Origin of the sequence: Pantoea sp. Aalb (genome assembly GCF_009829985.1) — a bacterium.
Taxonomy (GTDB): domain Bacteria; phylum Pseudomonadota; class Gammaproteobacteria; order Enterobacterales; family Enterobacteriaceae; genus SZZU01.
On the sequence record NZ_SZZU01000002.1, the window covers coordinates 58549 to 72328 of the forward strand.

At 25.9% G+C, this 13780-nt stretch carries 12 protein-coding genes and 1 pseudogene; 7 read left to right on the forward strand and 6 right to left on the reverse strand.

Going from position 1 to position 13780, the window contains the following annotated elements:
* The first annotated feature begins 25 nt into the window (after nucleotides 1-25).
* The 3 genes from tatB (at nucleotide 26) to metA (ending at nucleotide 2655) form a co-directional block, all read left to right on the forward strand.
* Nucleotides 26-298 (forward strand): Sec-independent protein translocase protein TatB, encoded by a 273-nt coding sequence (tatB, locus tag FD728_RS02740; protein WP_159934596.1) that lies wholly within the window; start codon nucleotides 26-28, stop codon nucleotides 296-298.
* Between the two features lie 241 nt (nucleotides 299-539).
* Nucleotides 540-1268 (forward strand): Sec-independent protein translocase subunit TatC, encoded by a 729-nt coding sequence (tatC, locus tag FD728_RS02745; protein WP_159934598.1) that lies wholly within the window; start codon nucleotides 540-542, stop codon nucleotides 1266-1268.
* 457 nt (nucleotides 1269-1725) lie between these two features.
* On the forward strand, nucleotides 1726-2655 hold the full coding sequence (gene metA / locus FD728_RS02750; RefSeq protein WP_159934600.1) for a homoserine O-succinyltransferase: 930 nt from the start codon (nucleotides 1726-1728) through the stop codon (nucleotides 2653-2655).
* A gap of 110 nt (nucleotides 2656-2765) precedes the next feature.
* Here metA and FD728_RS04745 read toward each other — a convergent pair.
* The 5 genes and pseudogenes from FD728_RS04745 to aroQ all read right to left on the reverse strand — a co-directional run.
* Nucleotides 2766-2971: pseudogene (locus FD728_RS04745) on the reverse strand (Fis family transcriptional regulator); the annotation flags it as partial.
* Nucleotides 2972-3256: 285 nt separating this feature from the next.
* Complete coding sequence (gene prmA, locus FD728_RS02755) at nucleotides 3257-4144, reverse strand: 50S ribosomal protein L11 methyltransferase (RefSeq protein WP_159934602.1); 888 nt, start codon at nucleotides 4142-4144, stop codon at nucleotides 3257-3259.
* A gap of 70 nt (nucleotides 4145-4214) precedes the next feature.
* On the reverse strand, nucleotides 4215-5552 hold the full coding sequence (accC, locus tag FD728_RS02760; protein WP_159934604.1) for an acetyl-CoA carboxylase biotin carboxylase subunit: 1338 nt from the start codon (nucleotides 5550-5552) through the stop codon (nucleotides 4215-4217).
* Between the two features lie 34 nt (nucleotides 5553-5586).
* A complete protein-coding gene (gene accB, locus FD728_RS02765; RefSeq protein WP_159934606.1) occupies nucleotides 5587-6057 on the reverse strand; it encodes an acetyl-CoA carboxylase biotin carboxyl carrier protein in 471 nt (156 codons plus the stop codon).
* A gap of 18 nt (nucleotides 6058-6075) precedes the next feature.
* On the reverse strand, nucleotides 6076-6537 hold the full coding sequence (gene aroQ / locus FD728_RS02770; protein WP_159934608.1) for a type II 3-dehydroquinate dehydratase: 462 nt from the start codon (nucleotides 6535-6537) through the stop codon (nucleotides 6076-6078).
* A 1484-nt stretch (nucleotides 6538-8021) separates the two neighbouring features.
* On the opposite strand from aroQ, the gene mreB reads away from it, so the two are divergent.
* The 4 genes from mreB to tldD all read left to right on the forward strand — a co-directional run bounded on the left by mreB (nucleotide 8022) and on the right by tldD (nucleotide 12711).
* The gene (mreB, locus tag FD728_RS02775) at nucleotides 8022-9065 is read left to right on the forward strand and encodes a rod shape-determining protein MreB (RefSeq protein WP_159934610.1); all 1044 of its coding nucleotides are present in this window, start codon (nucleotides 8022-8024) and stop codon (nucleotides 9063-9065) included.
* Nucleotides 9066-9175: 110 nt separating this feature from the next.
* Entirely contained in the window at nucleotides 9176-10063 is an 888-nt protein-coding gene (gene mreC, locus FD728_RS02780) for a rod shape-determining protein MreC (RefSeq protein ID WP_159934612.1), read from the forward strand.
* A gap of 60 nt (nucleotides 10064-10123) precedes the next feature.
* Nucleotides 10124-10597, forward strand: a complete 474-nt coding sequence (mreD, locus tag FD728_RS02785; protein ID WP_159934614.1) for a rod shape-determining protein MreD — start codon at nucleotides 10124-10126, stop codon at nucleotides 10595-10597.
* A 662-nt stretch (nucleotides 10598-11259) separates the two neighbouring features.
* Nucleotides 11260-12711 (forward strand): metalloprotease TldD, encoded by a 1452-nt coding sequence (gene tldD / locus FD728_RS02790; protein WP_159934616.1) that lies wholly within the window; start codon nucleotides 11260-11262, stop codon nucleotides 12709-12711.
* A 409-nt stretch (nucleotides 12712-13120) separates the two neighbouring features.
* Here the strand turns inward: tldD and argR are convergent, their stop codons facing one another.
* A complete protein-coding gene (argR, locus tag FD728_RS02795; protein WP_159934618.1) occupies nucleotides 13121-13591 on the reverse strand; it encodes a transcriptional regulator ArgR in 471 nt (156 codons plus the stop codon).
* Between the last annotated feature and the right edge of the window lie 189 nt (nucleotides 13592-13780).

The window sequence follows — 13780 nt, forward strand, 5'->3', positions numbered from 1 at the left end:
CACATAAAAATAAGCAAAATACATTGTGTTTAATATTAGTTTTAGTGAAATAATATTGGTATCTGTCATAGGTTTAATTGTGCTCGGTCCTCAAAAGCTACCTATTGTGATAAAAAATATAATAAGTTTAATTAGAACTATTCGTTCTTCAGTTGCTAATATAGAATATGAATTGACAAAAGAAGTGGAGTGTCAAGAATTACAAGATAGTTTAAAAAAAGCAGAAATAGAAATACATAATGTGCTCTTAACAGATTTTAAAGATCCAATAAAAGATTTAAATAAAACTACTAAATGAATAAACAATTCTATAAATAAAATTATCAATTTTAAAGAAATAGAAAATTCAGAAAATAAAGTTGATGTTATTTAATAGCTTATATCTTAAATTATTACAAAATAAAAAATTGAGTATAAATAAAAGATAATACAGTGTTTAATTAAATTTTTTATTATATTTAAGATTAATTAAATATTAGTAGTACTGTACAAAGTACTTAAAAATATTTTTCAAAAAGCATGAAGAATAATAATAAATTATGGCAGTTCAAGATACTCAACCACTTATTAGCCATTTAATTGAGCTACGTAAAAGATTATTAAATTGTATTATTACAGTATTAATCATTTTTCTTGTACTAATATATTTTTCCAATGATATTTATCATTTTATTGCATTACCTTTAATTAAACAGTTGCCGATAGGTGGTAACATGATAGCTACTAATGTTACCTCACCTTTTTTAACTCCTATTAAGCTTACAGTTATTGTTTCAATATTTATTTCTATTCCTATGATATTATATCAAATATGGGCTTTTATAGCACCAGCACTTTATCGGCATGAGCGTAAATTAATCATGCCTTTACTTTTGTTTAGTACATTTTTATTTTATTTGGGAATAGCTTTTGCATATTTTATTATTCTTCCTTTAGCATTCAGTTTTTTTTCTAAAACCGTACCGAAAGATGTTACTATTGCGACTGATATTACAAACTATTTAGATTTTGTTATGACTATTTTTATGGCATTTGGAATAGCATTTGAAATACCTATTGCTATTGTACTACTATGTTGGAGTGGTATTACTACACCAGAAAATCTAAAAAATAAACGTTCTTATATTTTAATAGGTACATTTATTGTTGGAATGTTACTCACACCTCCAGATATTTTTTCTCAAACTTTATTAGCTATACCTATGTATTGTTTATTTGAAGTTGGTTTATTTTTTTCATATTATTATATAACTAAAAAGAAATACTAGAAATTATAATATAAGAATTAACATCTTAATCATTGATTTTTTATTCTATCTATTGTTGTAATTATTATTCCTAATATCTCTCTATCAAGATAACAGTGAATGATTTTATTGTTAAAATTAATATTTTTTATTAATCAATCACAAAATTCGTTTAATATACATTAATAACTTTTATTTATATTTTATTGATTTTCTAAAATCATATTATATTAATTCTTATATTATCTTAATGCATGTAATTTAATATTATTAATAGTTATTGAATTTAATTTATATAAAATTAGACAAGTATTTACTCTACTCTACAATAAATTCTCTTAATAAATCTAAATAAAATATTTTAATTGATTAAAATAAAATGATAGTCAATAAAATGTTTACTCGAAAATATCTAAAAATTATTTATTAATATTTTATTATTTAAGTTTCATTATTATGAAAATAAGGTATGTAGATTATGCCAATCAGAATTGCGGATGAGTTACCAGCAGTAAGTTTTTTACGTAATGAAAACGTTTTTATTATGACATCATCTCGTGCTAATATTCAAGAGATTCGTCCATTAAAAGTACTGATCCTTAACTTAATGCCAAAAAAAATAGAAACTGAAAACCAGTTTCTGCGTCTACTTTCTAATTCTCCATTGCAAATTGATATACAATTTTTACGTATTAATAATCATAAATCACGTCATACACCAGATGAACATTTAAATAATTTTTATTGCAACTTTGATCATATTAAACATGATAATTTTGATGGAATGATTATTACTGGAGCCCCATTAGGATTAGTAAACTTTGGCGAAGTAGAGTATTGGTCACAATTAAAAAATATTTTTTACTGGTCTAAGGAACATGTAACATCTACACTTTTTGTCTGTTGGGCAGTTCAAGCAGCATTAAATATTTTTTATGGTATTCCTAAACAAACGCGTAAAAGTAAACTTTTTGGTGTTTATGAACACCATATTGTACATCAACATGCATTATTAACCCGTGGATTTGATGATACATTTCTTGCTCCTCATTCGCGTTATGCTGATTTTATCAGTCAATTTATTCTTGACTATACAGATTTAGAATTATTTTCTGATTCAGAAACTACGGGTGCTTATTTAATGGCAAGTAAAGATAAGAGACTTGTTTTTGTAACTGGTCATCCAGAATATGATGCGCTTACATTATCTCATGAATATTATCGAGATTTTTATGCTGGTTTAAATCCTAATATTCCTAATAATTATTTTCCTAAAGATAATCTAGAATTATTACCTTGTGCAAAGTGGCGTAGTCATGGAAATTTACTTTTTTCTAATTGGCTTAATTATTATGTTTATCAAATTACACCATTTGATTTACGTTATATGACGCCTAGTCTTGAATAAAAATTTATTTTATTTTTTAATCGATAATATAAACAAGATTAATGAGCGCTAAGATTAATTATATCGCTTTTAAATTACTACGATGAATATTAATTCATTACATATTTTTTTTACGTACGTAAGGTACCTTGATTTATACCCATTAATAAAGCTATTCTCCTCTGATTTCTACCAGTATATTGCATTACTACATCTATTAAAGATTGTTCAATCTCTACTAAATAGTATATAATATAAATTATTAATGATATCTTGACCATTTAATTGAAAAAAATAATTTTTAAGTCACTTGTTTAATAAAATCACTTAAGGTTTTTAAATCACTTGATCCTGTTATTCCATTTAAATAAAATTATATAAAAATTATGCTTTTAACGTCTTAGTAGTATTTATTTTATTAGTTAATAACTAAAAATATGTATTGAAAATTAATTATTAATGATAAAATAGTCGGTAGATTAGATATTGATTCCACTATTTACTTATCTGAGTATTAGAAAATATTTCTAGAAACATAAGTATTATTTTGATAATTTGTTAAAAATAAAATGATATTTTTATTAATTATAAAAAATAATTAAGTATCTTAAATTTTTTATAATTAATAACGTACTCCAGTAATAAAATACCACTTCTCTTTTTCAGTAATTATATTGAGTTTAAAATATTTGTTATACGCTTTGTATACTATTTCTATTTGATTACCTAAAACACCGGATAAAGCAAGAAGCCCACCTGTTTTTATTAACGTAGCAATTATTGGTGCTAATTGACATAATGAATTATAAAAAATATTTGCTATTACAATATCTCCTTGTAAATTTTTTAATTTATGTTGAGGTAAATAATATAATGAGAGTTGTTTAGCTACTTTATTACGGTTGGCATTATCATAACTAGCTTGTATTGCTTGTATATCAATGTCTATTCCAATACTATGAGCTGCTCCAAGCTTTAATGCAGCGATAGCTAAAATACCTGAACCACAACCAAAATCAACTACAGTTTTATCTCGTAGACATAAACTACTCAACCATGTTAGACATAGTGAAGTTGTTGGATGGATACCAGTACCAAATGCTAATCCTGGATCTAATATTACATTAGTTGCAAGAGGATTAGGAATTTTACACCAACTTGGACAAATCCATAAATTTTTACCAAAATAAAGTGCATGGAAATTATTCATATGTTCTAGTTGCCAATTTTTATCTTCAATATATTCTATTTTATAGTTACATTCCTCTAAATCTAATTTTAGAAAATGATTTAATTCAGATAAAATATTATTTATATTAATTTTATTATCAAATAGAGCAATGACATTAGTTTTTTCCCATAATAACATTTCACCTGGAAGAGGTTCATATATTGGATTACTATTACAATCTTGAAAAGTAATAGATAAAGCACCTATTCCTTTGAATTTATCACTTATAATTTTAGCATGTTCTTTAGTACTATTAATTGTAATTTGAATAAATGGCATGATTTTAAAAAAGGTTGTAAAATATGAGCAATATTATATGTATTTAAAACTAATAAAAATCATGTTTTCTCTAAATAAAATTTTCTTCTAGAAAATGTATGTTAGTTCTAGCTTGTTGAAAATTTTTATTATACATAATTTTCATATGTAATTCGATGTTTGTTTTTATTCCATCAATAATTAATTCTGTTAATGCATTTTTCATTCGAGAAATAGCTACATTACGATTTTCACCATATGTAATTAGCTTACCGATCATTGAATCATAGTAAGAAGATACGTTATATCCAGCATAAATATGAGATTCCCAACGAACTCCAAATCCTCCTGGTGCGTGAAAGCGTGTAATTTTTCCTGGACTAGGGAGAAAAGTATTAGGATCTTCAGCGTTAATTCGACACTCTATTGCATGACCACAAACTACTATATCTTTTTGTTTAATAAATAATGGTTGACCAGATGCAATACGTAATTGTTCTTTTATTAGATCTATCCCAGTAATCATCTCTGTAACTGTATGCTCTACTTGGATACGAGGATTCATTTCTATAAAATAAAACTCACCATTTTCATATAAAAATTCAAATGTACCTACGCTACGGTAACCGATATTAATACAAGCATTTACACATTGTTTAGCAATATAACGAGATAATGTTGGTGTAATAGCTGGAGCCGGTGCTTCTTCGATGATCTTTTGGTGACGACGTTGCATAGAACAATCACGTTCTGAAAGATGAAGAACATTACCTTGACCATCAGCTAATACTTGAATCTCAATATGACGAGGTTTTTCAAGGTATTTTTCCATATATACCATATCGTTACTAAAAGTTGCTTTAGCTTCTGCTTTAATTATATTAATTGACTGTTCAAGTTCTTGATCACGATATACAACTTGCATTCCACGACCACCACCACCAGCAGAAGCTTTAATAATTACTGGATATCCAATGTGCTTAGCAAAAGCACGGAGTTTATTCATGTTTTCAGTTAATGGACCATCAAATCCTGGCACTGTTAGTATACCAGCCTTTTTCATTGCATTAATTGCTGAAACTTTATTACCCATTAAGCGAATCGTATCTGCTTTTGGTCCTATAAAAATAAAACCAGAGCGCTCTACTTGTTCGGCAAAATCAGCATTTTCAGATAGAAAACCATAACCTGGATGAATCGCAACTGACCCAGTAATTTCTGCAGCAGAAATTAATGCAGGAATATTCAGGTAACTTTTTAATGATTGAGGCGGTCCAATACAAACACTTTCATCTGCTAAAAGAACATGTTTTAGATCTCTATCCGCTGTAGAATGTACTGCTACAGTTTTTATACCTAGCTCTTTGCAAGCACGTAAAATACGTAAAGCAATTTCACCACGATTAGCAATTAAAATTTTATCCAGCATATTTTGCCTTATTATTCTAATTCTATTGAAATTATTATTCTATTATTATAAGAGGTTCGTCAAATTCAACCGATTGTCCAGTTTCTACTAAAATAGCTTTAATAATTCCTGATTTATCAGCATCTATTCGATTCATCATTTTCATTGCTTCTACTATACATAAAGTATCCCCTACATTAACTTTTTGACCGACTTCTATGAATGGTTTTGCTTGAGGACTAGGTGTATTATAAAAAGTACCAACCATTGGTGAACGAACAATATAGCTACTTACTTCTGTTTTTTTAATTTGAGGTTTTTCAGATAAGATAGTAGATGATACAGATGATTTTGTAAGTGCAAGCTGCGATATTGTGGGTTTAGAAGTTTGTTCTTGCATAGAAGAAGTGAGATTAATACCCGAGCGATTAATACGAATTGAATCTTCGCCTTCAGATATTTCTAATTCATAAATTTTGGATTTTTCAACTATTTTAATTAGTTTTTTAATTTTACGTATATCCATGAGGATAGTTTCCATACTCTATATATTTACTTTAGAAATGGATAGTCTTTTTATTGCTGTTTGTAAAGCCCAGGTATATCCATCTATACCTATACCGCATATCACACCTGCTGATATATCAGAAAAATATGAATAATGTCGAAAAGGTTCACGCGCATGTACATTTGAAATATGTATTTCAATAAAAGGAATATTTACTGCTAAAAGAGCATCACGCAACGCAATGCTTGTATGAGTAAATGCAGCAGGATTAATTATAATATAATCTACATTATCTCGTCCTTTATGAATACGATCAATTAATTGAAATTCTGCATTAGATTGTAAATGACTTAATTTTACGTTATTTTCATTAGCTTTTTGAGTTAAATTATCAATAATTTTTGATATAGTAATATCACCGTAATTTTTGGGTTCGCGTATTCCTAATAAATTTAAATTAGGTCCATTTAAAACTAATACATGAAATCTTTGTTTCATTTATTTCTTATCCTTATCTTCTAAAATTATTGTGGCATAAAATATCTCAATATATTTAATCTATTACCTCAAAATAAATAAAATTTATATTTATTCTAAAAAAATTTTTTTTATTTCGTTTCAAATAATATTAAAAGACTTGTATGAATGATAAAACTAATTTAAAGATATTTAATTAGTTATATTTTAACTTTGATATTTAGAATATTTAATATTTTAATATAGCTATAGAGGATAACAATAAACCATATTAATTTGAATTCGCATGATAGAGTAAATTAATGTTCGTTATCATATTATAACATTGTTTAGAATTAATTATATACTGAATAATATATTCAGCTTGTGTATAACATAAATAAACAAAAATTTTAATTTATTTATGTTATACACTATAGTATAGTGATCAATGATACTTTTCATATCAAATTAAATAATTATTGTTGTTAACAAATTGAAAGTTTTTAATTAAAATATTTTCTATTATTCATTTTATTTTATCTCTAATATGTAACATACATATAAAATAGTTTACTCAAAATAATAATTAAATTTAATAAATAATTATTTAACTCATTAAAAATCATATATTTGATTTATTTTATTTATAAAAAAATTAAAATTATTTAAAATTAATTTATTATTTATATATAATACATGTTATGTTAATAACATAATTAAAGATTTATTTATTTACTAATTAATTGATTAAAATTTAAATATTTTCTATTAATAATATTGTTACTAATGATTTTTATATATTTAAGCTCTTTTACTTTTAATTATTAGTATTTAGGTATATTTGTTATTTTATATTCAAATGGCTATATAAATTATATAGTAATAGTATTAACTATTATATATTTTAAAAGTTTATATATAGTTAATATTTAAAAATAATTCTAAATTAGTTAAGTAATGAATTCAATTATTGTGAAGATAATATCTTTATTCATAAGAAATCAATTTCTTTTTGTAAGATTGTATTTATTATATAGTATTTTAAAATTAAGTTAATGAATTTATTATTATAAAATAATAAAAAATAGGATTTTTAAAAAATTAACTAATGATATAAATGTAGTATAAATCAGTATATAGGTATGTTACATTTTTAAGTTTAAGTGGTAAAATACTTATATATACATAAATATTTATGTTTTCATGGTTTATTACCATAATTTAGCATTTAATTTTTTAATATTCAAATTTGAGATTTGAAACTAATAAATTAACGTTTATTATTAATAAATAGATTTCAATCAAATATATTGAAAAATATTTTTTTATTTAGAATATAAAATATTCAAAAGAACATTTTTTTAGTAAAAATTTATATATTTAAAATATATAATAATAACTAAGAAATTATTCATTATATTTTCTCACTTAAATAAGAATATTTCTCAATATTGAAATAACTTTATATCGCTGATAAAGTAAATAAATTTGCTCTCTTTACATGAAGGATTATTTCTATTAGCATGTTTAAAAAATTTCGTGGTATGTTTTCTAATGATTTATCTATTGATTTAGGTACAGCAAATACTTTAATTTATGTAAAAGAGCAAGGTATTGTATTAAATGAACCTTCTGTGGTTGCTATTAGACAAGATCGTGCTGGTTCTCCTAAGAGTGTAGCAGCTGTTGGATATCATGCAAAACAAATGTTAGGTCGTACACCAGGTAATATTGCTGCTATACGTCCCATGAAAGATGGTGTTATAGCTGATTTTTTTGTAACGGAAAAAATGCTCCAACATTTTATTAAACAAGTACATAGTAATAGTTTTATGCGACCTAGTCCATGTGTTCTTGTATGCGTACCAGTTGGTGCAACTCAAGTTGAACGTCGTGCAATCCGTGAATCTGCTCAAGGTGCTGGAGCTCGTGAAGTTTTTTTAATTGAAGAACCTATGGCTGCAGCAATTGGTTCTGGTCTTCCTGTTTCAGAAGCTACAGGCTCAATGGTTGTTGATATAGGTGGAGGTACTACTGAAGTAGCAGTTATATCGTTAAATGGTGTTGTTTATTCTTCTTCTGTACGTATTGGTGGAGATCGTTTTGATGAAGCTATTATTAATTACGTACGTCGTAACTATGGTTCTTTAATTGGTGAGGCAACTGCAGAACGTATTAAACATGAAATTGGTTCTGCATATCCTGGAGACGAAGTTCGAGAGATTGAAGTACGTGGTCGTAATCTAGCAGAAGGTGTTCCACGTAGTTTTACTTTGAGTTCTAATGAAATATTAGAAGCACTTCAAGAACCATTGACTGGTATTGTTAGTGCTGTAATGGTAGCACTTGAACAGTGTCCTCCAGAATTGGCATCTGATATTTCTGAGAGAGGTATGGTATTAACTGGAGGTGGAGCACTATTGCGTAATTTAGATCGTTTATTAAGAGAAGAAACTGGTATTCCAGTTGTTATAGCTGATGATCCTTTAACATGCGTAGCCCGTGGTGGTGGTAAAGCATTAGAAATGATTGATATGCATGGTGGTGATTTATTTAGCGAAGAGTGATTTTTTATTATTTAATATTTATGAGTTAAATAAAGAACCTTAACGTTATGATTATGTATCATAATATATATTGAACGTTGTTTCTTAATTTTAAGGAACACATAAAATTTATGAAATTAATTATTAATAAGTTAATTCCTTTGCATTTACGGTTTTTTTTGATATTTATTATGGCTATAGTTTTAATTATCGCCGATAGTCGTATATATTCTTTTATTAAAATTAGAAGTTCTTTAGATATATCGGTGAGTCCATTATATTTTTTAATAAATGAAGTACGTCAATTTTTTGATACTGTTTCTCAAAAATTAATATCATATAAAAATCTTAAAGTAGATAATAAAAAATTACAGCGTGAACTTTTTTTAAAAAGTAGTGAGGTATTATTACTAAAACACTACAAAGAGGAGAGTATATCTCTACGTAAATTACTTGGTTCACCTTTGTATCAAAATGAATATAAAATTATTACTAATGTACTTTCTTTAGGTAATAATCCTTATATAGATCAATTGATTATAGATAAAGGAAGCGCTAATGGAGTTTATAAAGGACAGGCAGTCATTGATGATAAAGGTGTTGTAGGTCAAGTCATGTCAGTTAGCCGGTTAACTAGTCGTGTACTACTTATTTGTGATATATTACATGCTATACCAATCCAAATATTACGTAATGATATTCGCATGATTGCTTCTGGTAATGGATGTAATAATGAATTACAATTAGAACATTTGCCAAAAAATATCGATATTCGTGTTGGTGATATTTTGGTTGCTTCAGGTATAGGCAATCGTTTCCCAGAAGGTTATCCAGTGGCTATAGTTTCCTCAGTTAAACCCAATTTTAAACATTCTGAAACTATTATTCAAGCACATCCAACAGCTAGTTTTAAACAAATGAATTATTTATTACTATGGAGTACCCATCATAATACTATAACTTCAAAAGAGGTTAATCGTATTGCTAATACACGGTTGATGCATATTATGTCAAAGTAAGAATAATAGATTAACTAAAATATCTTATAAAGAAACCTTAAATACTTTTGGAAGTAAATTTTGATTAATTATCGTATCCAAAATCGCTTTATTATTTCTTTATCTTTTATGATTGCCATCATTTTACAAATAATACCTTTACCAATACGTACATGTATATTTTACCCATCATGGGTTTTATTAACCTTTATTTATTGGACTAGTGTTTTTCCATATTTATTTAATTTAAGAATTATTTTTATTCTAGGAATATTTATAGATCTAATAATTGGAACCACTTTAGGAGTACATGCATTAGCATTTATAGTTATTTCTTATTTTTTAATAGTTTTAAAACTTCATCTATTCCTTAAATTAGCTATTTGGTATCAGATACTGATTATTATGTTATTGTCTTTATTTGTAAAAATAATTATTTTTTTATTAAATTTTTTGGTTATTCATATTTCATTTCAATCAGAAATATTTTGGAATGCAATTGTTGATGGTATAATCTGGCCTGTAATTTCATTTTTAATAAAAAAAAATTGCTAATGTTTTTGCATTTATTAATAATAATAGAATTTTTATTCTTATTTTTTTGTTAAATTTATTCAATTTAATTAACATCAAATATTATTACTATTAGTAATACCATACATTAGTTAATGTATTGGAGAAGAAATTATCAAAATTAACTAATTTTATTATACATTTAATATTTTAAATACATTTATTTCATTCTTAGAATGCGAAAAAACTAGTATAGTAATTAAATACTATATTACTTTCTTTCATTAAAGAACTATGATACTTTTAGTATATTTATTTAAATCACTAATATTATGAAGCATATAATTTATTACATCATAAAAGTAAAATTTATATAAACATCAAAAAATTAAAGTACCTTCATGTAACATTCTTTAAAAGATAAGAATTATTATTAAAACTAAATTTAGTTAAACCCATTTTAATATAATTTATGTAATTTTATTATCAATTAATTTATAGTCAAAAAGTAAAACATTATATTTTTAACTAAAAAACTATTTAATTTTACACTGCCACTTTTATTTATTTTTATCTATTAAAATAAATAAAAAAAATGAGTAATATAAAAATATTGTAATGTATTTTACATTAACTTATTAATGTAAATTTACTGTATATTTCATTAGTTTATGATGTTATAAACTCTTAATAAGAAGGGAATAATGACTATAAAATTAGTAAGTGAACAGCTATTAGCTGCCAATAACATTAATCAACATGATCTTCTCTCTTTATTAGAATATCTTTCAGGACGTTGTTTAGATTATGCTGATTTATATTTTCAATCCAGCATTCATGAAGATTGGGTACTAGAAGATAAAATTATTAAAGATGGTTCTTATAATATAGATCAAGGAGTGGGTATACGTGCTGTTAGAAAGGATAAAACTGGCTTTGCTTACTCTGATCAAATTTCGCTGAATACACTACGTCAGTCTGCAGAAACTGCTCGTAATATTGTACGTGAAGATTCTAATGGAAAAATACATGTATTATCGGCAATAATGAACCGTTCACTATATGATTCAATTAATCCACTAGATAGTTTAACGCGTGAATATAAAATTGAACTATTACGTCGAATAGATAAAATAGCACGTGATACCGATCCACGAGTTCAGCAAGTAAATGCAGTTTTAAGTGGTATATATGAACAAGTGTTAATTGTAGCAACAGATGGAACTTTAGCTGCCGATATAAGACCTCTAGTACGTCTTTCGATTAGTGTTCAGGTAGAAGAACAAGGTAAGCGTGAACGTGGTTCAAGCGGAGGTGGTGCTCGTACTGGATATGACTTTTTTTTATCATCTGATAAGAACGGTGAAGTATTAGTAGATATATGGACTCGTGAAGCAGTACGTATAGCATTAGTGAATCTATCTGCAATTGCTACTCCTGCCGGTACTTTACCAGTAGTCCTTGGTCCTGGTTGGCCAGGTATATTATTACATGAAGCTATTGGACATGGTTTAGAAGGTGATTTTAACCGCCGTTCTACATCAGTATTCAGTGGTAAAATTGGACAATTAGTAGCTTCTGAACTTTGTACAGTAGTTGATGATGGTACTCTTAAAGGATTGCGAGGTTCATTATCTATTGATGATGAAGGAGTTCCAAGTCAATATAATATATTAATTAAAAATGGAATATTAAAGAATTATATGCAAGATAAATTAAATGCACGTCTGATGGGAATGAATCCAACAGGAAATGGACGTCGTGAATCTTATGCATATTTACCTATGCCTCGAATGACTAATACCTACATGCTATCTGGTAGCTCTACTCCGGAAGAGATCATTGAAAGTGTAGAATTTGGATTATATGCACCTAATTTTAATGGAGGTCAAGTGGATATTACTTCTGGAAAATTTGTGTTTTCTACATCAGAAGCTTATATTATTAAAAAAGGTAAAGTAATGAATCCTGTTAAAGGTGCTACTTTAATTGGTTCTGGTATTGAAGTAATGCAACAAATATCAATGGTTGGTAATGATCTAGCCTTTGATAAAGGTACTGGTATTTGTGGTAAAGATGGTCAAAGTGTTCCAGTAGGTGTCGGTCAACCTACCCTTAAAATAAATCAATTAATTGTAGGTGGGACTGTTATATAATCTTACTATTTAAATAAAAAATTTACATACTAATTTAGTATTCATAGACACATTAAATATATGCAAGCCTACATGTCTTGAAATGAGATACGCAAGGAAGCAAATATATCAATTTGCAATTTGAAGTAGCTAATTTAAAAAATTCATATTTTAATATTAATTTAAATTTCTTATAAAAAGATAATAGTGTAAATCAAATATATTAATTTTATTTTTAATTAAATCCATCTTTATATAGATAGATAGCAATTATCTATTATTCAATACAATCTAACTTATAAATATTTTACTTTTTTAATTTATACTTTCATTTTAATAGATTAATAATTTTCTTGTTTTGTAATTATAAATGTTATTTATAATAACATTTATAATTATATTACTCTTAACTTATAAAAAATAATTACTATTATAATCCTTGTTTAAAGAGCATTACAATAGAAACATATAATTGCTTAACTGTGAAATGACGTTCAGGTGTAATAAAAATAGTATCATCGCCAGCTATTGTTCCAAGAATTCCTTCTTCTTTACCTAAAGAATCTAATAAACGTGCTATTAATTGTGCTGAGCCTGGGCTAGTATGAATTATAATAAGAGTATTATTATAATCTATATCGAGTACTAAATTTTTTAAAGGACTTGTAGTAGTTGGTATATTTAATTCTAATGGTAAACAATATACCATTTTCTTTTTAGCATTACGTATCCTAACAGCACCAAATTTAGTCATCATGCGAGATATTTTTGACTGATTGATATGCTTAAAACCATTTTTTTGCAAAGCCTGTACAATTTCACTTTGTGAACTAAATCTTTCTTCTCTTAATAAAGCTTTAAAAGCTCTATTAATATCATCTTTTTTAAATAAACTTTGCATATGTTACCATAATTCAAGAAAATTTTATCAAAAGTATATTAAATTAAATCATTATAATAATTTATTTAATAAGCAATAATTAAGTAATGAAATACATATTTAAATAAAATTTAATACAAATTAAATAATAATTATTTATGAATAAATATATATAATACAATCAATCTTAAATATAAATAATGCTGATAT